Source organism: Marinobacter lutaoensis (assembly GCF_001981305.1).
In the GTDB taxonomy this organism is placed as follows: domain Bacteria; phylum Pseudomonadota; class Gammaproteobacteria; order Pseudomonadales; family Oleiphilaceae; genus Marinobacter; species Marinobacter lutaoensis.
Window position 1 is genome coordinate 39,375 of sequence record NZ_MSCW01000011.1, and the last position, 25,706, is coordinate 65,080.

Sequence of the window (25,706 nt, forward strand, 5' to 3'; positions counted from 1 at the left end):
AGGCCGGGCAAAAGCGCGCCGTGATGGGAGGGCGCCAGGCTTACGGTGTCTCGGCGCTTGCGGGTACATCGGATACGGAACTTGTTGATTTGCTTTGCTAACCTGTGTTTTTGTGACGGACATTCGGTTACAAAAAGTTACAAAAATCATCTCAGCGGTGCCGACTCAGGGAAGGGAAAGTGCCGGATGGCCCGGGCGGCTTCCAGAATGGCCTCGGCGTGGCGGGCTTCCACCGCAAATCGCTCTTCATCCATCGTTGCCAGCAACTCGGGATCGGCCTGCCGGCGGGCCCGGTGGGTGGGCATATGCTTGAGTTTTTCGTGGACCTCCAAAAAGATCTGGAACGGTGCCCGTTCCAGCAGTTCCGGGGCGACATGGTCCAGCAGCCCTTTCAGTCGCAGGCAGGCCTCCGAGGTTTCGATCTGATCCTCTTCCACGGCCAGGGCAATCACCCGGATACTCTCGATCATGTGTTCCCGGCGCTGGCGTTGCAGGGCTTCGGTTTTCTGCCGGCGCCGACGGTCGTCGCCCAGCAGTTTCAGCTGGCGGCGAATAAACGCCAGCAGCAGGCCGATGACGGCCAAGCCGGCGATGATCAGGGTCCATTGCAACCATGGGGGCATGGGGGATTCCTCCGGGTCTGACTAGGCCGGCTGGCGTTGCCGGGCCGGCAGCCAGACTTTGACAGTAACCGGTTGTCCATTCAAGACCGAGGTGCCCGACAGTGGGTCGACGGCCTCGTCGCTGAGCAGGTCGTTGAGGCTGGCACCGGCGTGGGCGGCCGCGACGGTCTGCTCCGTGCCCGGGCGGTTGTGGCCCCAGCCATGGGGGATGGATACCACGCCGGGCATGATATCCCCGGTCACCTCCACCGGCAGCACGATGTGCCGTTCACCGGAACTGACCTGGGCTGGGTCGCCGGTCTGGAGACCGAGCCGGGCGGCGTCCTGGGGATGGATCATCAGGGTGCACCGGTCCTTGCCTTTCACCAGGCGTCGGCTGTTGTGCAGCCAGGAGTTGTTGCTGCGCACGTGGCGGCGGCCGATCACCCGCAGGTCGTCCGTCGGGGGTGTCGCCAGCAGTGAATACAGTCGCTCCACATCCCGGAGGTAACGGCGGGGTGCCAGATGAATGCGGCCGTCCCGGGTGAACAGCCGTTCGGGCAGGGTGGCTTGCAGGCTGCCCAGGTCGACACCGTGGGGGTGGTCGCGCAGTGCAGTGAGCGACAGGCCCTTGGGCAGCGCCTGCCAACGTCGGTTCACCGGGCTGAGCATTGCCAGCCCGTGCAGCGGATGGCGCTCGGGCAAAAGATCCAAGATCAGGTCCACCGCCGGTTGCACCAAGGGCCGCAACCGGCCGGGGGCGGTTCCGTAGGGGCCGGTGCGCAGCAGCAGGTCGAGGAGCGGGTCCGGGCCCAGCCGTTTAAACGCGCGCCAACCCAGTTCCGAGCGCAGCGGCAGGCGACCGCCGGCGCGCCGGGTTTCCAGCCGATGGGCCAGCTCCAGCAGAATCTGCCAGTCGTGGCGCTGATCCGGTGCCGGAGGGAATAGAGGGTCGCTGAACTTTGCCACGTTGCGAATCGCGAACAGGCTGAAAATGAGATCGTAGTGGCTGCGCTCCAACGCCGTCGTCGGTGGCAGGATGAGATCGGCGTGGCGGGAGGTTTCGTTCAGGTAGTAATCCACCGACACCATGAATTCCAGACCCTCCAGGGCCTGCTCCAGCCGTCGGCCGTTGGGACTGGACAGTACCGGGTTGCCGGCCACGGTGACAAACGCGCGGATCTGGCCATCGCCGGGGGTGAGCATTTCATCCGCCATGGTGCTGGCGGGGTATTCGCCGGAAAACTCCGGCAGCCCCCGGACTCGGCTGCGGCGGGTGTCGAAATGGCCGTTCTGGCCGGCCAGAGCGCCCAGCGCCACCAGATCGATGGCGGGCTGGGTGAAGCGAACCCCACCCACGGCGTCAAGCTTGCCGGTCAGAATGTTCAGGCAATACACCAGCCAAGTGGCGAGACCGCCGAAGGCCTGGGTGCTGGTGCCCATGCGGCTGTACAGGGCCGCTTTTCTTGTACCGGCCAACTGGCGAGCCAGACCGCGGATGCTGTCAGCGGCCAGTCCGGTGTGAGCTGCGACGGCCTCCGGTGCGTAGGGCAGGGCCGCCAGACGCAGCAATTCGAGGTCGCGCAACAGGGGTTCCACCGGGCCCGGTTCGACCCGGTTTTCCGCGAACAGGGTGTGAACCATGGCCATCAGCAGCAAAGCATCGGTGCCGGGGCGGATGAAGTGGAATTCATCCGCCCGCTGGCCGGTTTCGGTGCGCCGGGGGTCGATCACCACCAGTTTGCCGCCTCGTTCGCGCAGGGCGTTCAGACGCCGCCGGATGTCCGGAACCGTCATCAGGCTGCCGTTGGAGGCCACCGGGTTGGCGCCGATGCAGATGAGCACGTCGGTGTGGTCGAGGTCCGGTATCGGCAGCAGGATCTGGTGACCGAACATCTCCAGGCTCGCCAGCATGTGTGGCAGCTGGTCGTTGGAGGTGGCGGAGAAGCGGTTCCGGGTTCCGAGGGCCCGCAAAAACGGTGTCATGGCGATCATGGCACCGTGGTTATGGACGTTGGGATTGCCCAGGTAGACCCCCAGGCTGTTGCGGCCGTGTTGGCGGCGGATCGCGTCCAGGCGCTGGGCGGCCAGGTCGAAGGCGTCATCCCAGGTAATTGGCTGCCAGCCCTTGTCGGTCCGGCGGATTGGGGTGCGCAGGCGTTCGGGGTCCTGGTGCAGATCCTGTAGGGCCACGGCCTTGGGGCAGATGTGGCCCCGGCTGAGCGGGTCCTGTTCGTCGCCACGGATGCGGGTGATGCGCCCGTCCCGCACGTCGATGGCCACGCCGCACATGGCCTCGCACAGGTGACAGGTGCGGTAGTGGGTTCCGTTGTTCATGGCCTCTCCCGGGTCTTGTTGTTGTCCGTTTCCAGAGTAGCAGCCTTTGCCGGTCTGCAGCAGTACCGGAACGGGAATGAAAAAGGCCAGCCCGAAGGCTGGCCGTTGTTCCGGGACCGGTTAGGGCTCTGTTGGCAGGTCCTTGACGGGGTTGGAGATGAAGTTGAGGTAGACCCCCTGCTCGGGGATCTGCAGCGGCAGGTTGATGGTTACCAGCTCGCCACCCTCGACACCGAGCGCGCGGGCCTCGACGTTGATGTCCACCAGGTTGGTGTTACGCTGCTCGATCTGCATCCGACCGTCGTCAAAGAAGGTGATATTGCCTTCCAGCTCCAGGGTGAACTCCCGGCCATAGAGATCGTGCCGCCCGCCCAGGGGAATTTCCATGTCCGGGGCATCCAGCATCAGTTCCGCCCGGGTCTTGAACACCGGCTGTCCCTGATCGCCCTGGGTGATGACCCCGGGAATCAGGCCGGAGCGGGCGCAGTCCGGGCCCGTGCAGTTGGGGTCGTCCTTGGTGTAGCGCATGCGCAGGACCTGGGTGTGGGTGATGGACTCTTCCTGCATGGGGATGAAGCCCAGTACCTTCAGCTCGGTGAACACGCTGATGGAGGTGGTGGCCAGCTGGGTCGGGTACAGGTTCACCAGAATGCCCTCGTCGCCGGTGGGCTCGTAGACCCCGGGGCCCAGCACTTCGGTGTTGAGGGCGTAGGTCTGGTAGATGAACTTGTTCTTCGGACAGGTCTCCCCGGTTTCACAGCCCACCCGGGCCGCCGCAGTGCTGGCAACCACGAGGGGCGGGGAAGCCGAGGCCTGGTTGTCCTTCACCCGCAGCTTGGTGGAGTTGGCGGATGGTGCCCAGCCCTCCTCATCGCTGCCCGCATGATCGAACGGTTCCAGGCAGTCCGGATTGTCGTTGTCGTCGCAGTCCACCAGGAAATTGGAGTTGGTGTCCCGGACTGGCAGGTTTCTCAGTGGCGTGAACACCGTGTGCACGGACTCGGTGCCGGTGAAGTAGATCACCAGGTCATCGGGGCCGTTGTTGCCGCCGCCGTCGTCCAGGCCTTCCAGCAGGTCGGTCTTCAAGGCCAGACCGTCGGTGTCGCAGATGGAGGTGTAGGCTCCGGGCGTGCAGGTTCCGCTGTCCTCCGATGACCGCAGGGTATAACGGTAGTGACTGCCCGGTTGCCAGGGCTGGTCCGGGAAGAAGCGCAGTTGCTGGGGCTTCTTCTCCAGCCGGCCGGTCACTTCGTTGCTGACGGACACAGTGCCATCCCCTGCCTGGGTCACGCGCTCGACCACGAAGGTGTCGCCGAGGATGATTGAGTCGAGATCCATGGACTTGGAGAACACCACGGTGATGGGACGGTCCGACGGCAGGGTCGACACCGGCAGTATGTCGTTGACGCCTCCGGCCGAGTAACACTGACCAAGGATGCCGGCGTCCAGATCCAGCAGGGTATGGTCGGTCTCGCAGGGGAAACCAGGGTAGGTGGTCAGGGGCAGCGGCGGGCGTCGGGTGACGGAGGCGTCGCCGATGTCATCGAGATGGAACGTCAGGGGGGGCACCGCGGCAACGTTGCCGGCCAGATCGGTGATCCCATTGACCTGCACCTGGTACTCGACCCCGTGCCTGAGACCGCTTGCCGGGTTGAGCACCACGGCGGTGCCGTCCTGCTTCAGGCGCAGGTCGGTCACCGGGGTACCGTTCTCGGTGAGGGTGATGCCGGCATCGAGGGTCGCCGGGTCCAGCGGCTCGTCAAAGAACAGGATGACCGGGTCGCCCGGGCGCTGCATGGACTGGCGAGTGGCGGGAATGGCGTCGGCTGGCCCGGGCATCCAGCTCACTAGGTGTGGCGGTGTGCTGTCGAGCTCCCGCAGGAACTCGGCATCCAGCGCGGAGTCCACGTCGGTGGCGGCTTCCAGGTGGAAGGCAATGGTGGCATCGGTGTATTCCTGCCCAAGCAGTTCAGGTTCCACCATGCCGATGGCGTCGATGGTCAGGACGCCGTCCTGGACCAGGGCGATGCCCCGCAGTTCCACGCCCATCAGATCCTGCGACAGGGCCGCGTTCGGCTGCGCCTCTTCGGTGTTCATGGATACGTCCATGAACAGGGTCACGTGCCGGGGCGCGTTCCAGTCGTCGGTGTAGGGGTTCGGGCTCATGTAGCCGGAAGCATCGGACAGCATGGTGACCTTGATGTCGCCGGTCACCTGCGGATCGCCCACGGGGTCGCCGGGGCGGGTGGCTTCCAGTACCGGCACCACGCCGCCCACCAGAACGTCCAGACTGGTGCTGTGCAGGACGCTGCCCTTGGGAATCCGCAGGGGTAGGGCTTCATCAGCCTCGAAGGCGGGCGCGTAGGCCAGTTCGGCGAACAGGTCGCCGGTCTGTTGGGACGGCCCGGCCTGCCCCTGCAGCACGGAGTTGAGGGTTACGCCGTTGATGATCTGGCCATTGAGGATTGACCGGATGGCACGGTCGGCGTCGACGCCCGAGGCCAGGCCGGAATCCACGGCGGACTGCTGGAGCACTACGGTGGGGCCGGTGTCCCTGGGCGTGAACTCAAACGTTCCGCTGAAGCGGGGGCCGTCCGGATGAGTCAGGCTGGCCAGGTTGTCCAGGCGCAGGGTGTAGGTTTGGCCGGCGTCCAGAATGTCCTGCTTGCCGCCGCAATCCAGAGGGTCGGGGGTCACACAGGGGTCGACGCTGATCCGGTGTCCCTTGACCAGAACGGTGGCGGACACCGGCTGCCCCGCGTCGTCCAGCAGCGTGATGCTGCCGCCCAGGTCACGCCAGCGCGGGTGCACCGGCTGGGTCATGGCAAGGCGGAAGGTGGAAAAGTTCATGGCCTCGAATTCGGACCCGTTGGCGGGAACCTGCCAGGCGACACCGAACTCGTCGTCGGTATCGGCCAGGCCGGCGATGCCGGACAAGGCCGGGCGGGTCTGGAACTGAATGCCGTCGGGGCCGACGGCATTGGGCGTGCCGATGCTCCGGCCACCCTCGGCCTGGAGCGGGTCATCGAAAGTGACGTCGTATTCGGTGCCGGTGGCCAGCGGGTTCTCCGGGGTCAGTTTGAGACTGCGGCCTCCGTCCACCAGGGTGAGTGTGAATGCGACCTCGGTGCCGTCGGCGCTCCAGTGAATCTTGTCCGCCAGGTCCTGCTCGGTTTCGGTGACCGGGTGGGACAGGCGGATGATCAGGTCGGTTTTCGGGCTGACGTTGACCTGTCCGTCCATCGGATAGGAATAGATGACAGAGCCCGGTGTGGTCTTGGTGTGCAGCGTCTGTTCGTCACCACCGCCGCATGCGGCGAGCAGGACAACCGGCGCCAGCACCAGTGCTTTCGTCGACTTCATGGCGGATTCTCCCCTCAGAACTTCAGCGTGACGGAGCCACTGATGACATGAATGTCGCCGTCTGCTGTGATCGGCGTTTCGTTTCCGTCGTGGTCAACCAGGGTGAAGTCCCGTTCCTGGAGCTGCTGATACTGGTAGCCCAGATCCATGCGCACCGGGTAGGCGAGCCAGCGGGTGCGGTCATAGGTGGCGCTGATGCCGAGCCCGACAACAATCTTGTCGGTGTCCAGGTAGTTGATCTCCGGGTTCCGCGTTGACGAGAGCGGAGACTCCTCGTACGCCACGCCACCCCGCAGGGCGAAGTTCTTGGTGAGCTGGTATTCGGCGCCCAGTCTGGGGATCAGGATGTCGTCGAAGCGGATCCGGCTGTCCGGGGGGACGGAGGCCTGGTCGTTGATGGTGTCGACGGCGAACTCCTCTTCCAGCTCGGACCAGTTTTGCTGCTCCAGGCTGCCGCCGATGCGCCAGCGGTCGCCACGGAACTGGAGTCCGACGCCGAAGGTTTCCGGCTGGAACGAATCGATGGTGGAAACGGCCAGGCTCAGGCCGGGCTCGGGAATGGTCTGGGTCACCACGATGTTGGAGTCGATGGTGGTCGAGGCGGAGGACTTGGTGCGGTACACCAGGGCGGTTTCCCAACCGCTCAGGAAGCAGTCACCGTCCGGACAAAAGGTGTCCCCCAGGTCGATGGTGGTGCCGAGAATGGCCTTGAGGGAGGGTTCGGCGGTCACCGAGAGCTGCTCCCGGCTGGTTTCTCCACCAAGGGTGGAGACGGCTTCCAGATTCGCGGTGGCGTCCAGGGTGATGCGCACCGACGCGCCGGCGGAGATGCCTCGCCACAACGGCGTCGCGGCCCCCATGTTCAGGAACAGGGGTTCTTTACCGTACTGCAGAAACTGCCCGGATTCGGTGGTTTCCGAGGTGAACGCCAGCATTTCCTTGCCGTATTTCTCGACGCCGGCGATGAACCCGAGGTAGATCGGGTGTCCGAACCGGGTCAGGGAACTGAGGTTGGTTTTCATGCCGATCAGCACATGCTGGCTGGGCGAGTTGGAGAGTATGTCGCCGTCGGCGTTCGGGTTGGAGGCGCGCAGCTCCTGTTCCGCGTGCAACAGGCCGGTGGTGAGTTCGCCCCGCTCATCCTTGGTGAGGTAGGCCGGGTTGTAGTAGGTGGCGGACACCTGGTCGTTGAACATCGACAGCGACTGCGCGGTAGCCACGTCCACCGGCATGACGCCGTAAGTGGTGCCGATGTTGCCCATGCTGGCATGGGAAGGGAGCGTGACGCCTGCCGAGAAGGCCGCCACGGCGAGGGACATCGCCCGTACTGAGAACCGGGAGGTTGATTCCATTGCGATACTCCATCATTTCATTGTTTTTATTGCTGCATCCGAACCGTGCATCCGGGCATGGGTTGCAGTGCCATCAGTATGTCAGTGTTCAAGTGTATGAGGCTACAGGGGCCAGAACGTTGGCTTTTTTGACAGAGCCGTGTGTCGACAGGACCACATGGGGCGGCGCGGGAACGAAAAAAGCCGGGGGGGTGACCCCGGCCTGAAGTTGGCGCACTTCCAGAAAAACTCCGACCATCCAGGATGCAGATCGCGCTTTTCCAGACGCTGAGTATGCTCCCGCTGTATGTCAGATATGTGACGGCGGGGAGCGGTCTCAGACGGTGTACGAAGCTATAGAACTGCTTGAAAAATGGTGGGCCCAGCAGGACTCGAACCTGCGACCAAGGGATTATGAGAGCCTTGCAGTAGTATGTACTACCACCACAAAAAAACACTATTTTCGGCAAAACAAAAGCTTAAAAAAACGGCTGGCCACAGTCCGCCACAGAAAAACGCGGTGTCGTTGACACATCGTTGACACCACTCAAAGACGGGGTTTTATGAAGACTCGGGTTTCTTCAACAAGGGGCTGTGGTTGCAGTTCTGTATGCTTCCAGACAGATTCCGAAAAGTGACACGTGTTTTGGTTGCTAAGTACGTGGGAGTTTCGCAGAATTTCTTGAACCTTTTTGGTCATATGGCCTTTCTCGTGGTTCATGAGGAGTGTTTACAGGGAGTAAGCTATGTCGTGGTTTAGAATTTTTTCTGCGGTTCTTGTCGCCAATATCGTTTCATGGGTGATTGTTTCCATTATTGGATGGCTTGTCTTTTTTGTTTTTTTCGATGCGTTAGATGATGAGCTTGCGCGCAGAATGTCCTCAATTCCGGAAATTGAGTTTCCAGAAATCGTGGCGCCGCCACCTCTGTCTCCTCAGGATATCAAAGCTCAAAAAGAGCGAGAGCGGCTGCGGAAGGAACAGTTGGCTCGTGAAGCTCGACAAGCCCAGTTGCGTAGAGAAAATGAGGCTAATGCGAGGCGCATTAATCGTCAGACTTGTGATTTTTGGCGTCAGCAGTATCGTGAAGATCCTAGCAGTCAGAATGAGGCATATATGAACTCTGCCTGTTCGCGTCTTTAGTTGGTATCTACTACAGGTCTTTCCCAACTCAAACCGCCTTTCGAATCACATATAGGTCGCTGGAGTGTCACTGATTTAAGCAAGGTTGCATGTACCTGGCCGGGGTTCCCGGCCATCCTTTTCCGGGTGTGGCGTTATAATTTGTTGTTATTCTGATCCTTTTTTGCTTTTTTGATTTCCTCGATACCATGCCTGGGTGATTCTTGATGCCAGGCAGAACCCTACCCGATTTTCAGGTTGTTTTCTTTGCGTGCTTTTTCCATCTGAGGGCTGATCTGACCAGCTTCCGGAATGGTTTGCCCTGTCATGATCCAATATGAGAACTGAGGGAATGCCTGGTTTAGTGCTTCCAGGTAGTCCTCGTTCACCTTCTGTTTTCTTCCTCTGATGTTTCCCCACTTGTACCGGTCGATCCCGGTCAACTCCTCCATCCGCTTAGAGGTCAGGTCGAGCACATCGAATATTTCTATTATTCGGTCTCTGATCATAGTTAACTTAGAATAGTAAAATATACTCACTCTGCTATAGTAAGTAAAAAGTACTCAGTACTTAGTTTGGGTTACTGAGTGAATATGTGTAAATCAGTGTATCAGAGTGCAGAACAGTGGACGAGCAAAAACACATCATCCTGATGGCGACACCGGTCATGACGCAGGAGCGGTTTGCGCAGTTGACCGGGCTCACGGAAGGGCAGGTAAGGGGAATGATCGATAAGGGGCACCTTCCGTCAATGAAGATTGGCAAGCCTCGGCTGGTGAATGTGGCGGCGTTGTCCCAGGAAGCGTTGAACAAGGAGGACTGGCAATGACCCCGGACATTCGCAACCAGAAGAAAACCAACATGCGCCTGCGTTTCAAGCAAGCCTGCGAAGCCTGGAGTACTGGCGATTACGAACTGGCGGCCTATCGTGTCAGCCAGGTTTCTGACATGGCCGCCTCGTATATGCGCACCGATTCTGATCTTTACTGGTACGGCATCCGTCTTGTCATCTCCTGGGGCGAATTCACTCTTCAGGACGACACCCGTGACTTTGACGCCTGGGCAGTAGGTCAGGCCTGCGCCGCACTGAGGGCCGCCGTATGATCCAGGTAACCTACGGCCAGCCAGGGCAGGGCATGACCCACAAGCCCATTCAGCCCGTCAGCGAGTTCCGGCAAACCAGGCAGGCCATCAACCTGCTGGACTACATCGACCGGTTCATTACCTATTTCGAGCGCGCCGAGGGCCACAAACCCCGTTCGGTACTGCTGCGCCCGGAACAACTCGCTGCCCTGGGCGTGCAACCGGGCACCTGTTACCGGGATGTGCCGCTGAAGGTGATGTCATGAAATGTCATCACTTGGACGCGCGTTTAGATACCAGTTTTGCCTTCCAGGGCCCGCGCCCGTCCTCTGCACTCACCCCAGCCACCCTGGAAGGCCTTTTATCCAACCTCCTGCAGCGGCTGAGCCACCTGCAGGAAGTGCGCACCGACTACCCGTGCGACTACATGGCCCGCTGCAAAGCCGGCTTCACCGATGCCCTGATCCAGGAACTGGAAGCCAGCGGCTATCACAGCCCGGCGTTTGATCGCCTCATTCAACTGAGGGACGCCTGGGACTGCGGCCAACTGGACTTGCCTAATGTTACGGAGACTCAACCATGACTTACATACCTCCCAGAAAAGACCAGGTAGAAGACAAAGAGCGCCGTTTCTATGTGTGCGCTCCGTCCTCCATTTACCTGCAATTGCAGCAGGAAGCTATCCAGCGCGGCACCGACCTTTGGACCCTTGGAGGTTCCGTCCTGCGTGCCTGGCTGGAGGCCGGCTGTCCGACCTTTGGCCATCAGTCCAAACACCCTGAAAAGCCTTCGAGTCCGCCCCCGTCATCGTCACCACTCGCGCACGAGAAGGGGGCCGGACAGTGAGCGCAGCAAGGCTGGCGCGCAGCGCCAGGGCCGTAGGCCCCCTGGCCTTGCGGCGGTCACTGGCTGGGCCACAGTGCGCGAAAGGAGTGGTGAGGATGTCGGGGGCGGACGTCCGCCCTTTGATTCGGAGCCATGAGCAAAGGAAGCAAGCGGAGCGCGCAGGGAACGGAGTGACCGTAGGCGACAGGGACCGTTACCCGTAAGGGCCGCGACCTTAGTCGCGGCTCGCGAAGCGAGTAGGGCCCGGCCCGGAGGGGTCGCACAGTTTCAAAGAAACAGCAACACCAACCAAAACCTAGAGGACAAACATCATGGAAAACTACCTGAACCTGATGATTATTGGTGCCACCCGTTACGACATTGACGGGAACAAAGGGGGCTCATTGTGGGCCTATGCCCCGGCTGAAGCTGATGATGATAACCGCGTGGGTAACGAAGTGATGAAAATTGCCTGTGACTACAAGCACATCGACCAGCTGCGCAACCACGCGGACCGTCTGCCTGCCATGTTCACCGTGAAAGCTCAGATGAAAGCCGGAGCGGGCGGAAAGATCACTTTCAAGGCCCTGGAGCTGAAGCCCCAGGAACCCATTAAGAAATCTGCTTAACGGGAACAGGAGATTGACCCGTGAGCAAAGTAATCCTGTGTGACGGCGACTGGACACTCACAGCCTCTGGCTGGGACTGCACCGGCGCCATCACTCAGGTGGTGTACACGGTACCTGTCGAGTACACCGCGGCGATGATCACGGAGGCCATTTTCCATGGTTTCACTGTGACATTGCCTTTAATGGTGGTCGCATGGGGCGGCCGCCAAATTCTGAAAATGCTGAGGTAATGCCATGAAAAAGCAACTGATTGCGCTTTGTGCGTTTGCGTTCACTGTCGTTTGTGGTCCTGCTGCTGCTGCGGATTGGTCTACTGTTACTGGCGCCCTGGATTTTTCCGGTGAAATTACCGGTGTGATGGCCGTCGTCGGTGTCCTGGCTGGCTTTTATGTTGTTCGGAAAGGCGCTCGGCTTCTGCTGAGTATGATCAAGTAAGGGGGTGGCCGGTGGCAGAGCTCTGGGATTGGACATTCTTCATGATGGGGGTCGCGCTGTGCGTTTACCTTTTCAAAGATGTGGATTCTTAATCCTGGGGCTCTGCCTTTTTGTTTATTCCCTTCCTGCATCGGCGTATTGGACCTATACGCATGTTGGATGTCTTTACGAGCGTTGGGACTGGGAAGGCTGTAAGGCACTTTCTGAGGAGTGGGTTCAGGCTCAGGAAGAGGAGGGTTATGCTGCTTATGCTGTGATGTCGAGGCATTCTTCTGAATGCTCCGCTTATGTGTATTGTGGTCGTTGGAGTGGCTATCGCTGGGATGGGGATGGCGATGCTTTGAAGGATTGTACTTCCGGGTTGATTAGTTGTAATGCCTTGGTTGTCACTCCGTGTAATCCTCCCAAGTTTGTTGATCCCGATACTGGGGAGTGTCGTTCTCCACAAGAGCCGGAAGAATGCTATGAGAACGGCCAGATTTATGATGCGGAATATGGCCGTTGTGTTCTTGATTGTCCAAATGGGCAATTGAATGGAGTTTGCCTTGAGGATATCGGCGACAATGCCGAGGAATGCAATTCGGATTCCGCTGACTATAAAGGTTATATCGGTAATGGCGCAACGAGGTACAACCTTTGTACTTCAAATATGGAATGTGAGGGTGGTTCGTTTGGCTTATTGAACGGTACCCCGGCTTGTATCCCCGATGAATACGGCCCGCCAACGTGTCCCTCTGATGGTGTTGTGGTCATTGATGAATATGGCTTTGTTTGCGAATCCGTCAGTGACGCCCCTGAGGAAACTGAAATCTCGGAAGAACCTAATACCGATACTGACGGTGATGGTGAGCCCGATGAATACCGCCGGGAGAATGACCCAACTAGTGTTGACAAGGGCTTGGATAAAGTTCGTGATGGCATTTCTGACACCAACGATTTGCTCGACGGTTCTAATCAGCGTTTAGATAAGGTTGTTAATGCTCTTGACGCTGTGAATGATAACTTGGCCGACGGGCTGGGTACTGCTAATCAAACTCTCGGCGATATCAATGACAAATTGGATGGTCCGGAGGGTGGCTATAACACCGATGGCTTGGGTAATGCGCCTACTTTCGAGGAAAGCGCTGAACGGTTGAAAACGATTATTTCCACTAATCCTACCATCCAGGCGGTGACCACAATTCCGAGTATCGCCAGTAACAATACGTGTCCGGTTTGGACTATACCGGCCACAGATTATTGGTCTGCGATGACGATGGACAGTCACTGCCAGATACTTAATGACCACCGTGGCTTGCTGTCCAATATATTCACCGCTGTTTGGACCCTGGCTGCCGTCTTTGTCTTTTTGAGGGCTTAACATGATCCAGAAACTGATTGATGCGCTGATTGATATTGTCCTGTGGGTACCTCGCCAGCTCTTTGGCCTTCTTGTCGATGCTGTTGAGCTGATGCTCATTTGGATACCGGAAATTCACATTGTAGATGTCCAAGGCATTTTTAATGGGCTGGGTGGTCAGCTGCTGTATTTTCTCACTGTCATGGAGTTTGATTACGGCATGACGGCTATGATGACCGCCCTGATCGCTCGCTTTATTCTCCGTCGAATTCCGTTTATCGGGTAATTGCGGTGTCCATTGTCGCGTATTCGGGTCTTCCGGGATCAGGAAAAAGCTATGGCGTTGTCGAGAACGTAGTCATTCCCGCCCTGGAAGCCGGCCGGCACATTATCACCAACATTCCCCTGAAGCTTGGACGACTGAGCGACGATTATCCCCAGGGGAAGGTCACGATGTTCGATAACAAAGAGGCTGAAGACGACCCGACATTTTTCGACTTGGAACGCCACCCGGCTGGTGTTATCTGGATCATCGATGAAGCATGGCGTTTCTGGAAAAGCGGCATGAAAGCCGTGAATATCCCTCAGAATCAGAAGGAATTTTTCACCGAACATCGTCATTGTGTCGGTGAGGATGGCCGTACTAATGAGATCGTCCTGGTGACCCAGGACCTGGCTCAGCTCTGCGCCTTCGTCCGGGGCCTGGTAGAAGAAACGTACCGGGCCGTTAAACTCACTGCGATTGGTCAGAAAAACAAATATCGGGTTGATGTCTTCATGGGGGCTGCCACCGGTCAGAAGCCGGGAAAACCGATGCGTCAACTCTACGGCACCTATAAACCTGAGATTTATCAGTATTACAGAAGTCACACCCGCAACCGGACTGACTTTGCTGCCGGGATGGAAGAAAAGGTTGATGATCGAGCCAACGTTCTGAAGCATCCCCTGATCAAGTTCGGTATTCCTGTGTCGATTCTGATCATGGTCGTCGGAGCATGGAGAGTCATCGCTTACTTCAGCCCGGAAGAACACGTTCACGAAACAACGCCAGCCAGCGAACAAACAACATCACGCAACAACCAGCAATTCGTCACCGTGACCCAAAGCGTCGTAACTGCACGAGAAACTCGAGCCGTTAGAGCCACTCTTGAGGGTAGGGCCTCGTATCAGCAGAAGTTTGAGATTGAGCCCGGTTGGCTTCCGCTTTCTGACCGCTGGCGCATTGTCGGTGAAGTTAACGGCGTGTATTGGATTTGGGGTGAAACTGGTACCCGGAAAATTCATTCTCGTAATTGTGCTCGTTTCCTGAAAACGGGAGAACCGTTCTGTGTCATTGAAGGGAAGCTGGTGACTTACTACAGCTTTAGGGAACCGGAGCGCGACGTTGATAGCTCTAGTAGGCGCAGTTATTTGGAATTGGACTCTGACGAAGGCGACGGCGCGTGAATGCGAGCGGAGCGACCATCACGCGCCGTCGCCTTCGTCGGGAGACGTCCCTGTAACACGTCTCATAGAAAACGACGAACGTCGATTTTCCACCACAGACAACCACAGAAGGCCACATATGAAAATCAAAGATTTTGAGCGCATGGACATCCGAACTGGGGAAATTGGGAAAGGGGATCTTTTCATTGGCCCTGACGGTCATCAGGTCAATCTGCAAGGTGTCAATGTGCTCTGGACCGGCGTTGATACCGTGCGCCAGCTCTTTGAGGGTCGGCTGAAACCTCAGCCACTGGCTCAGATTGCTCATGCGTACGAAAGCGGCTACGACGCCAACATCGAAATTCGCGGCATCCTTTTCCGGGTACAGTCCGGACGGCGAGGGGGGTACCGTTACATTCTTCAGAACCGGGAATACGGCCTGACGTTGTTGGTTCAAAGTTTCTACGCCGATGCGGAAACCCAGGGTGCTCATCTGAAAATTGAGACTTCTCCCCGCTGGCTTTATGAGCGTTCCAGTGAGCAGATTCACGATGAATTGGCGGAATGGGGCCTGTACTTCCTTAACGGTTGCAAACCGACCGGCATTGCTTTGCATCTGGCTGTGGACTTTCAGGGGTGGGAGCCGCCTCAGGATTTTGCGCAGCATTTCGTTACGCGGGCCAAAACGGTCACCGTGCACAACGGCTTGTCTGACCTGATCTTTAAGGGCCTGGACGGCGCAACCATCAACGGGCGAGGGGAAACCTACACCTTCGGCAAAGCCAACAGCCTGCAAATCTGCCTGTACGACAAGTCCAAGGAAGTCGACGTTTCCGACAAGCGCGCTTTCATGGAAAGCATCTGGGAATGCGCCAGCAATGAAGATTGCTTCCCTGACACTTGCTACGACCCGGACAAGCCTGTCTGGCGTCTGGAAGTGCGTTTTCATCACCGGATCGTGAATGAAATTTCCCAGGGTACGAAGGGCATGAAACCCATCTACACCTACATGGACGCGGTACCGCATATGACCGGGCTCTGGCGCTACGCCCTCACCGGTAACCGCTACGAGGTCAAGCGTGAATGGGTCCACCCGATTTGGACCAAGTTGCGGGATGACATTGGCTTTGGGTACTCGGCCCCGGATCTGCTTTACAAACGTGCAAAAAAGGAACCTGGTTGTGGCAACGAGAAAAACATTTCTCTCGCCTTTGGCAATCTCTTGTCCATCTATGCACGCAACCGCTTTAACACCCGCCAGGCGTGGGATTGCCTCAAGAAATCCGGCCTATGGGAAGACCTGTGCACCTACTACCGACGCCGGGAAATCTACGAGAACGAGCTTTACAAGATCGTAGAAGACGGGCTGATTAAACGACGACTGTTGACCAAGGTGGCTGCATGATCCGGAAACTACCGTCGGGACGATGGCAGGTAGACATCCAGCCAGGCGGAAGAGGGCAGAAGCGTGTCCGGAAATCCTTTGATTCGAAGCCTGAGGCTCTGAGATATGAACGTTGGGTGCTCAACAAGCATGAGGCCGGCGAAGACTGGAACCCAAAGCATGACAAGCGAACGCTCCAGGATCTGGTAAAGCTTTGGTATGTGCATCACGGCCACGCGCTAAAAGATGGCGAATCCAGAAAGAGGAAACTCAATTCGCTGGTCGAACGGCTTGGCAATCCTAGAGTGTCGCATTTCACCTCGGGAGATTTTGCTGCCTATCGCCTGGCGAGATTGCAAGAAGGGTTATCCGCCAATACCCTCAACCATGAGCAGGCGTATCTCTCAGCGGTATTCAACGAACTCAACCGCCAGGGTCACTGGAAAGGCGAAAACCCATTGAGCAAGCTAAGAAAGCTCAAGACCGATGAGACAGAACTGGCGTTTTTGGACCGGGGACAAATCACCCGGCTTCTGGAAGAATGCAAAGCATCCAGCAATCCGTCCCTGTATCACGTTACCAGGTTGGCCCTTGCGACCGGAGCCAGGTGGTCAGAAGCGGAAAAGGTAAAGCCGGCTGCCTTCACCCCGTACCGTGTAACCTACACGGCTACCAAAAGCGGGAAGAGTCGTTCCGTACCAATGGATAAAAAGCTGTACGAAGAAATCACAGAAAATTTGCCATTTCAATCGTGCTACAGCGCTTTCCGGGAGGCCATCGATAGGGCCGGGATCAAACTGCCGAAAGGGCAGTTAACCCACGTCTGCCGGCACACCTTCGCCAGTCATTTCATCATGAACGGCGGACACATACTGACGCTGCAAAAAGTCCTGGGGCATTCAGACCTGAAACTGACAATGCGCTATGCACACTTGGCGCCCGATTTCCTGAATGAGGTGATTGACAGGGGGCCGTTGACGTTTGGTTGACACTTGCTGTCGATGTCGTTGTTAGGGGGGCTGTAAGTGCTTGAAAAATGGTGGGCCCAGCAGGACTCGAACCTGCGACCAAGGGATTATGAGTCCCCTGCTCTAACCAACTGAGCTATAGGCCCGTCGTGACGTGGTGAGGGCATGGCACGTTTCCGGGACCGGAAACGCGAAGCGGGCGCCATTATACCCATGAGGGTTGGCGCCCGCTAGCGCTAGGGGAGGGTCAGTCGTCGATGAAACCGCGCAGGTGGTCGGAGCGGGACGGATGGCGCAGCTTGCGCAGGGCCTTCGCCTCGATCTGCCGGATCCGCTCGCGGGTCACGTCGAACTGCTTGCCGACTTCCTCCAGGGTGTGGTCGGTGTTCATCTCAATGCCGAAACGCATCCGCAGCACCTTGGACTCGCGGGCGGTGAGGCCAGCCAGGACCTGCCGGGTCGCCTCCCGGAGGCCTTCAGCGGTGGCGGAGTCCACCGGAGACAGGGCCTGAACGTCTTCGATAAAGTCGCCCAGATGGCTGTCCTCATCGTCGCCGATCGGGGTCTCCATGGAGATCGGCTCCTTGGCGATTTTCAGGACTTTGCGGATCTTGTCTTCCGGCATGTCCATGCGCTCGCCCAGCTCTTCCGGGGTCGGTTCTCGGCCCATTTCCTGCAGCATCTGGCGGGAAATGCGGTTGAGCTTGTTGATGGTTTCGATCATGTGCACCGGAATCCGGATGGTGCGGGCCTGGTCCGCGATGGAGCGGGTGATGGCCTGACGAATCCACCAGGTCGCGTAAGTGGAGAACTTGTAGCCACGGCGGTATTCGAATTTGTCCACCGCTTTCATCAAGCCGATGTTGCCTTCCTGGATCAGGTCCAGGAACTGGAGGCCTCGGTTGGTGTATTTCTTGGCGATGGAAATGACCAGACGCAGGTTGGCCTCCACCATTTCCTTCTTGGCGCGACGGGCCTTGGCCTCGCCGATGGAGACCCGGCGGTTGATTTCCTTGATGTCCGCCACGTCCAGGTCAACCTCGGTCTGGACGTTCTGGATGCGCTTCTGCAGGCGCACGATCTCGTCGATGCGCTCGCCGACGGCGGTGGCGTAAGGCTTCTTGCTCTTGGCGATCTTGTCGGCCCACTCGAGGTTGACCTCGTTGCCCGGGAACGACTTGATGAAATCCTTGCGCGGCATCTTGCAGTCACGCACGCAGATTTCCATGATGGCGCGCTCGTTCTCGCGGATCTGGTCGTTGGTGGAGCGGACCATGTTCACCAGGTCGTCGAAGGCCTTGTTGGCCAGTTTGAAGGGGGCGAATACCTGCCCCAGCTCGTTCAGGGCGTCCTGGGTCCGTTTGTCGGAACGGCCGTGTTTCTCAAGGGCGGCGTTGGCGGCGGCCAGCTTCTCTTTCAGCAGCTCGAAGCGCAGGCGGGTTTCTTCCGGGTCGGGCCCGTTGTCGCCATCGTCTTCGGTGGTGGCCGTGGTGTCGTCGTCGTCATCGGCTGCGGTATCGAGGTCGGTGTCGTCCTGGGAACCGGAGTCATCGCCCATGAACGGCTCGGCGTCGTCCGGATCAAGGAACCCGGTGACGATGTCGCTGATCCGGCCTTCGTTCTCGATGATGCTCTCGTAGGCCTGAATCACCTTGTCAGCGGTGCCGGGGAAGTGGGCCACGGCCGCCATCACATCGCGGATCCCTTCCTCGATGCGCTTGGCGATAACGATCTCGCCTTCACGGGTCAACAGTTCCACCGTTCCCATCTCGCGCATGTACATGCGCACCGGGTCGGTGGTGCGGCCTGCGTCCGATTCCACGGCCGCCAGTGCCGCCGCAGCCTCCGCTGCCACCGCCTCATCGGCCGTGGAGTCGCCCTCGGTGATCAGCAGGGTATCGGCGTCGGGGGTTTCCTCGCACACCTGGATACCCATGTCGTTAATCATGCGGATGATGTCTTCGACCTGGTCAGGGTCGGCGATGTCTTCCGGGAGGTGGTCGTTTACCTCGGCGTAAGTCAGGTAACCTTGTTCCTTGCCTCGGGCATTGAGGTCTTTCAAACGTGATTTTTGCGAATTGCCTGACATAGACACCCTGTGAACTCGCTTTAGAAGGAAAAAAGTTAAACAGCCATTATAGCTGTCGGTTGATTGCTCTGCCACCGACTGTTTAGATTGTGGCCAGTCGGTAAAGTTTCAAGTGGGGTTGCGGTGACTACGGACTGCCGCCACTCAACTCCCGGAGCTCCGCTCGCTGTTCCGGCGAGAGGTTGGCCAGGTTTCGCAGCAGCTCGGCCAGACGCTGCTGCCTGGTGGCCTCCTCGCTGGGGCTGATCAGCTCGCGCGCGGAAGCCAGGGTATTTTCCCGGGGCGGGATGTACTCGATGCCGTCGAACAGGTGGTAGAAACGGCTTCGGGCCGAACCGTCCCGGGCCAGCCGGAGCACCAGCCGGAGCCGGTCCCTGATGCCGTTGTCGAGAATCCACTGGGCAAAGTGCCGGGCCTGGGGAAACTGGCGGGATTGCCGGGATGCCTCCAGAACCTCGGTGGCCAACTCCGGTGCCTCCACCAGGGCCAAGCACAGGGTGCTGTCCTTGCTCAGCTTGACATCCACCCGCTCCGCTCCGGTTGCCGGCTGCCCGTTGCCCCGACCGCGCGACTGGGCGGTGTCCCGGCGCCAGGGCTGACGGCCGCCACACAACCGCAGCATCTCCTGCCACATGGCATCCCGAAGCGTGCTGCGGGGCATCCGGTTCAGCAGTGGCTCAACCCTGGCCCGGAGCTCCCCACGGTGCTCCGGCAGTTGCAGATCGAGGCCCTGGCTCTGACGCTCGAACAGGTAGCGGGAGAAGGGCGTGGCCCGTTCGATCCGCTGACGGAAGGCGTCGGCACCCTCCTTGCGCACCAGGCTGTCCGGGTCCTCGCCTTCAGGCAGCATCAAAAACTGGATGTGCAGGCCGTCGGCGAGCAGTTCCAGGGCGTTCTCCATGGCCCGGTCAGCGGCCCGGAACCCCGCGGTGTCGCCATCGAAGCAGAACACCAGATGGCGCACCTGCTTCAGCAGTGCCTGCAGGCTGTCCTGGTTGGTGGCGGTTCCTAGGGTGGCGACGGCGTAGTGAATGCCGTGCTGGGCCAGGGCGATCACGTCCATGTAGCCTTCTACCACCAGCAGCTTGTCCAGTTGCCGCACGGCTTGCCGGGCTTCGTACAGGCCGTAGATCTCCCGGCTCTTGTGAAACACGTCCGATTCCGGGGAGTTGATGTACTTGGCCTTGTCGTCGCCCAGCGTGCGTCCGCCAAAGGCGACGGTGCGCCCCCGGGTGTTGCGGATGGGAAACATCACCCGGTTCCGGAACAGGTCGCGGGGGCGGCCGTAGCGCTCGGAGACGGTACCCGTCTCGATCAGCGGTCCCCGCAGGTCGGGACTGGCGGCGTCGTGCAGCGCGGTGCCGGTACCCGGAGCATAGCCCAGCTGATAGCGCTCAATGATGGCGTCATCCAGGCCGCGCTGGCGCAGATAGTCCAGCGCGTACTGCCCGGCCGGGCTGCGCAGGGCGTTGCGGTAGAAGCCGGTGGCGAAGTCCAGGGCGTCGGTCAAGGTGCGGGCCTGCTGCATTTCCTGCCGGGCGGCTCGGTCGTAGGGCACTTCCAGGCCCGCGCGTTTGGCCAGTTCCTCCACCGCTTCGGTAAACCCCAGGCCGTCGAACTCCCGAAGGAAGCTGATGGCATCACCATGGGCGCCACAGCCAAAGCAGTGGTAAAACCCCTTGTCCGGGCGCACGTTGAAAGAGGGCGTCTTTTCGTCGTGGAACGGGCAGCAGGCCTTGTAGTTGGCGCCGGCCTTCTTCAGCCGTATCCGTGAACCGATCAGTTCCGCCAGGTCGGTTCGATCCAGCAGATCTTCAACAAAGCGCTGAGGGATCAGTCCACTCATGGAGGCTCCAGGTCAACCAGGTTGTCGGGAAACCGGGGATCGGCACATGGCCAAAGCCAAAAATGCCGCCGAAGCCAAGCCTCGGCGGCATTTTTCTATCGGCTGCCGGTGCTGGCGTGGCCAGCTGCCGGCAGTCAAAGGGCGTCTGGAAGAAGTTTAGTACAGACGCTCGAACTTGCGCTGTTCCCGCTGAAGCTTCTTGAGATGACGCTTGACGGTAGCAGCTGCTTTGCGCTTGCGGACGGAGGTCGGCTTCTCATAGTACTCACGACGACGCACTTCGGACAGGATACCGGCCTTTTCGCAGGAGCGCTTGAAGCGACGCAGTGCTACGTCAAACGGTTCATTCTCTTTCACTTTAACAGCTGGCATTCGAAAATCACCTACCTGATGGATTCGGTTTGTATGTCGTCCGCAGGCGTTGCCTGCCCGCGGCATGATTCGGGGTCGGATTGGCTAAAACTCGACCAGTGCACAATTTAGGGCGGCAATGATAGCCCCTGGGTGGTGGAAAGGTCAATGTTTGTTCGATGAATATCCAGCCCCCTTGGGCTTTCTGCTAAAATGCGCGCCCCACAGTCACCAACCCTGGCAGGCTCGACACCTATGCTCGTTCTCGGTATTGAAACCTCCTGTGATGAAACCGGCGTGGCCCTGTTCGACACGGAGCAGGGGCTGCTGGCGCATGCCCTGTACAGTCAGATTGACATGCACGCCGACTACGGCGGCGTGGTGCCCGAGCTGGCCTCGCGGGACCATGTGCGTAAACTGTTGCCCTTGTGCGACCAGGTTCTCGCTGCCGCGGGGCGGACACGGCGCGACATCGAGGGCATTGCTTATACCGCTGGCCCGGGTCTGGTGGGTGCCCTGATGGTTGGCGGCGCGGTCGCCCATGCCCTGGGCTTGGCCCTGGACGTGCCGGTGCTGGGGGTTCATCACATGGAGGGGCACCTACTGGCACCGATGCTGGAAGAACGGCCGCCGGCGTTTCCGTTCGTGGCCCTGCTGGTGTCCGGCGGTCATACCCAGCTGGTGCGTGTCGATGGTATCGGTCAGTACCAGATGCTGGGGGAGTCGGTCGACGATGCCGCCGGTGAAGCCTTTGACAAGACCGCGAAGATGCTGGGGCTGGATTACCCTGGCGGTCCCCGGGTGGCGGCGCTGGCGGAGAAGGGGCGGGCCGGTCGTTACCGGTTCCCCCGCCCCATGACCGACCGGCCGGGGCTGGATTTCAGCTTCAGCGGTCTCAAGACCTACACCCTGAACACCGTGAACGAAGCCAGCGCCGCCGGCACATTGGACGAACAGACCCGGGCCGATATCGCCCTGGCCTTCGAGTCGGCGGTGGTCGATACCCTGGTGATCAAGTGCCGGCGGGCTCTGGAAGCCACCGGCTGCAAGCGGCTGGTGATGGCCGGTGGCGTCAGTGCCAACAAGCGGCTGCGGGCGGCCCTGGAAGGTATGGCGGAGAAGCTTGCAGCAACCGTGTTTTATGCCCGTCCGGAATTCTGTACCGACAACGGTGCCATGATTGCCTATGCGGGAGCACAGCGCCTGTTGGCCGGCCAGCGGGACGGTAACCGCATTGTCACCGTGCCGCGCTGGCCGATGGATACGCTGCCGCCGATCCACCAACCCAGAAGCACCGGGCTGGTGGACTGAACCAGGGTTAAAAGCCGGTTTCCCGGCCCTGTGCCAGTCGGATCAGGTTGGCCCGGTGGCGTACCACGATCAGCAGTGCCAGCAGTCCGAACAGCGGCAGCGTCTCGGGGTCGAGGAAGGCGCTGACGACCGGTCCGCAGACCACGGCCACCAGCGAGGCCAGCGCGGAAATCCGCCAGCGCCACATGACCAGCAGCCAGATGCCCGCGATGATCAGCGTTGTCAGCGGCGCCAGGGCCAAACCGGCCCCGAGGGCGGTGGCAACGCCCTTGCCCCCCTGGAACCGGTGGAAGACCGGGATCATGTGGCCGGTGACCGCGCATAGGGCGACCATGGCCTGGGCCATGACCGGCATGCTGAGCTGATGGGCCAGCCACACCGGCAGCCAGCCCTTGAACGCATCCAGCGCCAAGGTCAGGGCGGCCGGCGCCCAGCCTCCGGTGCGGTAGACGTTGGTGGCCCCGGGGTTGCCCGAGCCCTGGGCCCGGGGATCGGGCAGCTTCCAGGCCCGGCAGACCGGCAGCGCGAACAGCACCGATCCGAACAGGTAGGCGGCAAGGCAGAGCGCGACGGTCACGGCGGGGTGGCCGGTCAGTTCCATGGCGTCGATCCTCGGGCGAAGACGGGGCGGCCCAATCTGTGCGAAAATGCCGGCCCTATCGTGACAGCCGGCTTGGACCCACAGTATCCGCCGGCTGTGTGCTTTTCAATCAGCAAAGAGTGGAAGACCCGGGGAGACGCTTTGACCGATTGTGTCCTGATCGAGGGGCTGGCGGTGGAAACCATCGTCGGCGTGTACGACTGGGAGCGGGAGGTGTCCCAGCGCTTGCTGGTCGACCTGGAGATGGCCTGGGACAATCGTCGGCCAGGCCGCTCCGATGACGTGGCGGATGCGCTGGATTACGCCGCGGTCAGCGAACGGGTCGCCGCCCGTCTGCAGTCCCTCAAGCCGAAACTGCTGGAACACGCGGCCGAGGTTCTGGCCGAGATGCTGATGGCCGAGTTCGGCGTCCGCCGGCTGACGCTGACCCTGCGCAAGCCCGGAGCGGTGCCGGCGGCCCGGGCCGTGGGCGTTCGAATCGAACGGGAGTGGCGGTGATGGCGGACAGGGTCCGGGTGTACGTCAGTATCGGTACCAACATCCACCGGCGGCGTCATGTCTCCGCCGCCCTGGACGCCCTGGCGGACACCTTCGGCGAGCTGCGGATTTCCCCGGTGTACGAAAGCGAGGCCGTGGGCTTTGATGGTGCGCCCTTCTACAACCTGGTGGTGGGCCTGGACACCGACTGGCCGGTGGGCCGGCTGTCGCGCTACTTCAAGCAGCTGGAGGCCGACCACGGTCGCCGCCGTGATGTGCCCCGGTTCAGTGCCCGAACCCTTGATCTCGATATCCTGACCTACGGCCAGGCAGCCGGCACTCTGGATGGCATTGAGCTGCCCCGGGCGGAGATTCTCCGGAACGCGTTCGTGCTCAGGCCCCTGGCCGATCTTGCCCCCGAGGACACGCACCCTGTCTGTGGCCGCTGCTACCGGGAGCTGTGGCGGGACTACCGGGAAGACCAGAAGCTCTGGCCGGTTGACTTCCAGTGGCGTGGCCGCTGGGTGTCACGGGCGGCGGGCTGACCGGAACCGGGCAATCAGCTGATCGGTCGAGGTGTCGCCCGCGCTGCCCGGCGGCTCCGGGCTTTCCAGTTGCGCGAGAATTCCCTTGCCCAGCTGCTTACCCAGTTCCACGCCCCACTGGTCAAATGAGTTCACGTCCCAGATCACCCCCTGCACGAAGGTCCGGTGCTCGTACAGGGCAATCAGGGCACCCACCGTTTCCGGCGTCAGCCGGTCCATGATGAGGGTGTTGCTCGGTTTGTTGCCGGGAACCACCTTGTGTGGGGCAAGCCGTTCGATGCTGGCCTCGTCCAGACCTTCCGCCGCCAGTTCCGCCCGCGCCTCGTCCAGGGTTTTGCCGGTCATCATGGCTCGGGACTGGCTGAGGCAGTTGGCGAACAGATCGGCGTGATGATTGGCCACCGGGTGGTGACTGGTCAGCGGAATGATGAAATCGGCGGGAATCAGGCGCGTGCCCTGGTGAATCAGTTGGTGGTAGGCGTGCTGGCCATTGGAGCCCACGCCACCCCAGAGCACCGGCCCGGTCTGGTAGTCCACCGCGCACCCATCCAGGGTAACCCGTTTGCCGTTACTCTCCATGTCCAGTTGTTGCAGATGGTCCGGCAGGCTGCGTAGGTACTGGTCGTAGGGCAGGATGGCGTGGGTTTCGGCACCCCAAAAGTTGTTGTACCAGACACTCAGCAGGCCCAGGACGACCGGCAGGTTACGCGTCAGGGGTGCCTCCTCGAAGTGGCGGTCCATGGCGTGGGCGCCGGCCAGCAGGGCGCGGAAGTGTTCCATGCCCACCGTCAGCGCCACCGGCAGTCCGATGGCGGACCAGAGCGAGTAGCGGCCACCGACCCAGTCCCACATCGGGAACACATTGTCCGGATCCATGCCGAACGCGGTGGCGGCTTGGGTGTTGGCGGTGACCGCCAGAAAGTGCTGGCCGATGGCCTGTTCGTGGCCGCCGTTGTCGAGGAACCACTGGCGTGCGACCTTGGCGTTCTCAAGGGTTTCTTGAGTCCGGAAGGACTTCGACTGGATCAGGAACAGGGTCGTTTCCGGCCGGACCTGTTTCAGGGTTTCGCAGATGTCGGTGCCGTCGATGTTGGCCACGTAGTGGCAACGGATCGCGCCGTGCCAATAGGGTTGCAGAGCCTCGGTCACCAGTTTCGGGCCCAGGTAGGAACCGCCGATACCAATACTGACCACATCGGTGAAAGCCTGCCCGGTGAACCCGGTCTGCCGCTGCCCGAGCACCGCGTCGACGAAGCGCGCCATGTGATCCAGGGTGCGTCCGACCTCGGCCACCACGTCCACGCCGTCAACCAGGATCTCGCGGTTGCCGGGGACCCGCAGGGCGGTGTGGAGCGCGGGCCGGTCCTCGGTGCAATTGACCCGCTGGCCCGACAGTAGCGCCCGCCGGCGCGATTCCAGGCCCTGGCGTTGGGCCAGCTCGACCAGCAGGGCCAGCGTTTCATCGGTGATCAGGTTTTTGGAAAAGTCGAGGCCGAGGCCGGCTGCCTCGATGAAGTAGCGGCTGGCCCGATCCGGGTCTTCGCGGAACAGCTGCCGCAGCGTGAGGTCCCGGAACCGGTCCCGGTGCCGGGCCAGCGCCTGCCATTGTTCGGTTGAGGTCAGTCCTGACGAGTGATCGGTCAT

27 protein-coding genes and 1 tRNA gene are annotated in these 25,706 nt (G+C 60.3%); 17 read left to right on the forward strand and 11 right to left on the reverse strand.

The genetic code is table 11. From position 1 onward, the window contains the following. Positions 1–146: 146 nt before the first annotated feature. The 4 genes from BTO32_RS16205 to aupA all read right to left on the reverse strand — a co-directional run bounded on the left by BTO32_RS16205 (position 147) and on the right by aupA (position 7,654). On the reverse strand, positions 147–623 hold the full coding sequence (locus BTO32_RS16205; protein ID WP_076725707.1) for a DUF2489 domain-containing protein: 477 nt from the start codon (positions 621–623) through the stop codon (positions 147–149). Positions 624–644: 21 nt separating this feature from the next. Further along, a complete protein-coding gene (locus BTO32_RS16210) occupies positions 645–2,939 on the reverse strand; it encodes a molybdopterin-dependent oxidoreductase (protein ID WP_076725708.1) in 2,295 nt (764 codons plus the stop codon). Positions 2,940–3,059: 120 nt separating this feature from the next. Next, entirely contained in the window at positions 3,060–6,302 is a 3,243-nt protein-coding gene (locus BTO32_RS16215) for an Ig-like domain-containing domain (RefSeq protein WP_076725709.1), read from the reverse strand. A 14-nt stretch (positions 6,303–6,316) separates the two neighbouring features. Continuing rightward, positions 6,317–7,654, reverse strand: a complete 1,338-nt coding sequence (aupA, locus tag BTO32_RS16220) for an alkane uptake protein AupA (protein ID WP_076725710.1) — start codon at positions 7,652–7,654, stop codon at positions 6,317–6,319. 725 nt (positions 7,655–8,379) lie between these two features. Between aupA and BTO32_RS16225 the strand changes: the two genes are divergently transcribed. Next, complete coding sequence (locus BTO32_RS16225; protein ID WP_076725711.1) at positions 8,380–8,775, forward strand: hypothetical protein; 396 nt, start codon at positions 8,380–8,382, stop codon at positions 8,773–8,775. Between the two features lie 221 nt (positions 8,776–8,996). Here the strand turns inward: BTO32_RS16225 and BTO32_RS16230 are convergent, their stop codons facing one another. Further along, the gene (locus BTO32_RS16230) at positions 8,997–9,230 is read right to left on the reverse strand and encodes a DNA-binding protein (protein WP_245820370.1); all 234 of its coding nucleotides are present in this window, start codon (positions 9,228–9,230) and stop codon (positions 8,997–8,999) included. Positions 9,231–9,379: 149 nt separating this feature from the next. On the opposite strand from BTO32_RS16230, the gene BTO32_RS16235 reads away from it, so the two are divergent. The 13 genes from BTO32_RS16235 to BTO32_RS16285 all read left to right on the forward strand — a co-directional run bounded on the left by BTO32_RS16235 (position 9,380) and on the right by BTO32_RS16285 (position 16,863). Beyond that, on the forward strand, positions 9,380–9,583 hold the full coding sequence (locus BTO32_RS16235; RefSeq protein WP_076725713.1) for a helix-turn-helix domain-containing protein: 204 nt from the start codon (positions 9,380–9,382) through the stop codon (positions 9,581–9,583). Further along, positions 9,580–9,858 carry a hypothetical protein gene (locus BTO32_RS16240; RefSeq protein WP_076725714.1) on the forward strand — a complete coding sequence of 93 codons (279 nt, stop codon included), beginning with the start codon at positions 9,580–9,582 and terminating at the stop codon, positions 9,856–9,858. The genes BTO32_RS16235 and BTO32_RS16240 overlap by 4 nt, the downstream gene beginning before the upstream one ends. Then, positions 9,855–10,103, forward strand: a complete 249-nt coding sequence (locus tag BTO32_RS16245; RefSeq protein ID WP_076725715.1) for a hypothetical protein — start codon at positions 9,855–9,857, stop codon at positions 10,101–10,103. Before BTO32_RS16240 ends, BTO32_RS16245 begins: the two co-directional genes overlap by 4 nt. Further along, the gene (locus tag BTO32_RS16250) at positions 10,100–10,420 is read left to right on the forward strand and encodes a hypothetical protein (protein ID WP_076725716.1); all 321 of its coding nucleotides are present in this window, start codon (positions 10,100–10,102) and stop codon (positions 10,418–10,420) included. Before BTO32_RS16245 ends, BTO32_RS16250 begins: the two co-directional genes overlap by 4 nt. Continuing rightward, a complete protein-coding gene (locus BTO32_RS17845) occupies positions 10,417–10,683 on the forward strand; it encodes a hypothetical protein (RefSeq protein WP_139339128.1) in 267 nt (88 codons plus the stop codon). The genes BTO32_RS16250 and BTO32_RS17845 overlap by 4 nt, the downstream gene beginning before the upstream one ends. 311 nt (positions 10,684–10,994) lie before the next feature. Continuing rightward, positions 10,995–11,291, forward strand: coding sequence for a hypothetical protein (locus BTO32_RS16255; protein WP_076725717.1), 297 nt, complete (start codon positions 10,995–10,997; stop codon positions 11,289–11,291). Positions 11,292–11,311: 20 nt separating this feature from the next. Continuing rightward, positions 11,312–11,521 carry a hypothetical protein gene (locus BTO32_RS16260; RefSeq protein ID WP_076725718.1) on the forward strand — a complete coding sequence of 70 codons (210 nt, stop codon included), beginning with the start codon at positions 11,312–11,314 and terminating at the stop codon, positions 11,519–11,521. Between the two features lie 4 nt (positions 11,522–11,525). Next, positions 11,526–11,726: a hypothetical protein gene (locus BTO32_RS17850; RefSeq protein ID WP_139339130.1), complete on the forward strand. Its 201-nt coding sequence runs from the start codon at positions 11,526–11,528 to the stop codon at positions 11,724–11,726. A gap of 28 nt (positions 11,727–11,754) precedes the next feature. Next, positions 11,755–13,086 (forward strand): hypothetical protein, encoded by a 1,332-nt coding sequence (locus tag BTO32_RS17855; RefSeq protein ID WP_139339132.1) that lies wholly within the window; start codon positions 11,755–11,757, stop codon positions 13,084–13,086. 1 nt (position 13,087) lies between these two features. Then, positions 13,088–13,351, forward strand: a complete 264-nt coding sequence (locus tag BTO32_RS16270) for a hypothetical protein (protein WP_076725720.1) — start codon at positions 13,088–13,090, stop codon at positions 13,349–13,351. 5 nt (positions 13,352–13,356) lie between these two features. Beyond that, positions 13,357–14,511 carry a zonular occludens toxin domain-containing protein gene (locus BTO32_RS16275; protein WP_076725721.1) on the forward strand — a complete coding sequence of 385 codons (1,155 nt, stop codon included), beginning with the start codon at positions 13,357–13,359 and terminating at the stop codon, positions 14,509–14,511. A gap of 118 nt (positions 14,512–14,629) precedes the next feature. Continuing rightward, on the forward strand, positions 14,630–15,895 hold the full coding sequence (locus BTO32_RS16280) for a hypothetical protein (protein WP_076725722.1): 1,266 nt from the start codon (positions 14,630–14,632) through the stop codon (positions 15,893–15,895). Continuing rightward, positions 15,892–16,863, forward strand: coding sequence for a phage integrase (locus BTO32_RS16285; RefSeq protein WP_076725723.1), 972 nt, complete (start codon positions 15,892–15,894; stop codon positions 16,861–16,863). Before BTO32_RS16280 ends, BTO32_RS16285 begins: the two co-directional genes overlap by 4 nt. Before the next feature lie 48 nt (positions 16,864–16,911). On the opposite strand, the gene BTO32_RS16290 is transcribed toward BTO32_RS16285, so the two are convergent. From BTO32_RS16290 to rpsU, 4 genes are all read right to left on the reverse strand, one after another. Continuing rightward, positions 16,912–16,988, reverse strand: a tRNA-Ile gene (locus tag BTO32_RS16290). A gap of 101 nt (positions 16,989–17,089) precedes the next feature. Beyond that, positions 17,090–18,931, reverse strand: a complete 1,842-nt coding sequence (rpoD, locus tag BTO32_RS16295; RefSeq protein ID WP_076725724.1) for an RNA polymerase sigma factor RpoD — start codon at positions 18,929–18,931, stop codon at positions 17,090–17,092. A gap of 127 nt (positions 18,932–19,058) precedes the next feature. Continuing rightward, positions 19,059–20,777 carry a DNA primase gene (gene dnaG / locus BTO32_RS16300; protein ID WP_076725725.1) on the reverse strand — a complete coding sequence of 573 codons (1,719 nt, stop codon included), beginning with the start codon at positions 20,775–20,777 and terminating at the stop codon, positions 19,059–19,061. A gap of 156 nt (positions 20,778–20,933) precedes the next feature. Further along, a complete protein-coding gene (gene rpsU, locus BTO32_RS16305; RefSeq protein WP_076725726.1) occupies positions 20,934–21,149 on the reverse strand; it encodes a 30S ribosomal protein S21 in 216 nt (71 codons plus the stop codon). Positions 21,150–21,383: 234 nt separating this feature from the next. Here rpsU and tsaD point away from each other — a divergent pair, with 234 nt between their 5' ends. Further along, positions 21,384–22,439, forward strand: coding sequence for a tRNA (adenosine(37)-N6)-threonylcarbamoyltransferase complex transferase subunit TsaD (gene tsaD / locus BTO32_RS16310; RefSeq protein ID WP_076725727.1), 1,056 nt, complete (start codon positions 21,384–21,386; stop codon positions 22,437–22,439). A gap of 7 nt (positions 22,440–22,446) precedes the next feature. Here tsaD and plsY read toward each other — a convergent pair whose 3' ends face one another. Next, a complete protein-coding gene (gene plsY, locus BTO32_RS16315; protein WP_076725728.1) occupies positions 22,447–23,040 on the reverse strand; it encodes a glycerol-3-phosphate 1-O-acyltransferase PlsY in 594 nt (197 codons plus the stop codon). Between the two features lie 141 nt (positions 23,041–23,181). Here plsY and folB point away from each other — a divergent pair, with 141 nt between their 5' ends. Both folB and folK read left to right on the forward strand, forming a co-directional pair. After that, on the forward strand, positions 23,182–23,538 hold the full coding sequence (gene folB, locus BTO32_RS16320) for a dihydroneopterin aldolase (protein WP_076725729.1): 357 nt from the start codon (positions 23,182–23,184) through the stop codon (positions 23,536–23,538). Next, complete coding sequence (gene folK, locus BTO32_RS16325; protein WP_076725730.1) at positions 23,538–24,062, forward strand: 2-amino-4-hydroxy-6-hydroxymethyldihydropteridine diphosphokinase; 525 nt, start codon at positions 23,538–23,540, stop codon at positions 24,060–24,062. Before folB ends, folK begins: the two co-directional genes overlap by 1 nt. On the opposite strand, the gene pgi is transcribed toward folK, so the two are convergent. Further along, complete coding sequence (gene pgi / locus BTO32_RS16330; RefSeq protein ID WP_076725731.1) at positions 24,045–25,706, reverse strand: glucose-6-phosphate isomerase; 1,662 nt, start codon at positions 25,704–25,706, stop codon at positions 24,045–24,047. The genes folK and pgi overlap by 18 nt on opposite strands.

Excerpts from the sequence above, each read along its gene's own strand:
- BTO32_RS17845 (WP_139339128.1), top strand. The coding sequence starts at position 10,417 with ATGACTTACATACCTCCCAGAAAAGACCAGGTAGAAGACAAAGAGCGC.
- dnaG (WP_076725725.1), bottom strand. The coding sequence starts at position 20,777 with ATGAGTGGACTGATCCCTCAGCGCTTTGTTGAAGATCTGCTGGATCGA.
- BTO32_RS16225 (WP_076725711.1), top strand. The coding sequence starts at position 8,380 with ATGTCGTGGTTTAGAATTTTTTCTGCGGTTCTTGTCGCCAATATCGTT.
- BTO32_RS16215 (WP_076725709.1), bottom strand. The coding sequence starts at position 6,302 with ATGAAGTCGACGAAAGCACTGGTGCTGGCGCCGGTTGTCCTGCTCGCC.
- BTO32_RS16280 (WP_076725722.1), top strand. The coding sequence starts at position 14,630 with ATGAAAATCAAAGATTTTGAGCGCATGGACATCCGAACTGGGGAAATT.
- BTO32_RS16210 (WP_076725708.1), bottom strand. The coding sequence starts at position 2,939 with ATGAACAACGGAACCCACTACCGCACCTGTCACCTGTGCGAGGCCATG.
- BTO32_RS16245 (WP_076725715.1), top strand. The coding sequence starts at position 9,855 with ATGATCCAGGTAACCTACGGCCAGCCAGGGCAGGGCATGACCCACAAG.
- BTO32_RS16255 (WP_076725717.1), top strand. The coding sequence starts at position 10,995 with ATGGAAAACTACCTGAACCTGATGATTATTGGTGCCACCCGTTACGAC.
- pgi (WP_076725731.1), bottom strand. The coding sequence starts at position 25,706 with ATGACCGATCACTCGTCAGGACTGACCTCAACCGAACAATGGCAGGCG.
- BTO32_RS16250 (WP_076725716.1), top strand. The coding sequence starts at position 10,100 with ATGAAATGTCATCACTTGGACGCGCGTTTAGATACCAGTTTTGCCTTC.
- BTO32_RS17850 (WP_139339130.1), top strand. The coding sequence starts at position 11,526 with ATGAAAAAGCAACTGATTGCGCTTTGTGCGTTTGCGTTCACTGTCGTT.
- BTO32_RS16270 (WP_076725720.1), top strand. The coding sequence starts at position 13,088 with ATGATCCAGAAACTGATTGATGCGCTGATTGATATTGTCCTGTGGGTA.
- BTO32_RS16240 (WP_076725714.1), top strand. The coding sequence starts at position 9,580 with ATGACCCCGGACATTCGCAACCAGAAGAAAACCAACATGCGCCTGCGT.
- rpoD (WP_076725724.1), bottom strand. The coding sequence starts at position 18,931 with ATGTCAGGCAATTCGCAAAAATCACGTTTGAAAGACCTCAATGCCCGA.
- tsaD (WP_076725727.1), top strand. The coding sequence starts at position 21,384 with ATGCTCGTTCTCGGTATTGAAACCTCCTGTGATGAAACCGGCGTGGCC.
- BTO32_RS16205 (WP_076725707.1), bottom strand. The coding sequence starts at position 623 with ATGCCCCCATGGTTGCAATGGACCCTGATCATCGCCGGCTTGGCCGTC.
- folK (WP_076725730.1), top strand. The coding sequence starts at position 23,538 with ATGGCGGACAGGGTCCGGGTGTACGTCAGTATCGGTACCAACATCCAC.
- BTO32_RS16285 (WP_076725723.1), top strand. The coding sequence starts at position 15,892 with ATGATCCGGAAACTACCGTCGGGACGATGGCAGGTAGACATCCAGCCA.
- rpsU (WP_076725726.1), bottom strand. The coding sequence starts at position 21,149 with ATGCCAGCTGTTAAAGTGAAAGAGAATGAACCGTTTGACGTAGCACTG.
- aupA (WP_076725710.1), bottom strand. The coding sequence starts at position 7,654 with ATGGAATCAACCTCCCGGTTCTCAGTACGGGCGATGTCCCTCGCCGTG.
- plsY (WP_076725728.1), bottom strand. The coding sequence starts at position 23,040 with ATGGAACTGACCGGCCACCCCGCCGTGACCGTCGCGCTCTGCCTTGCC.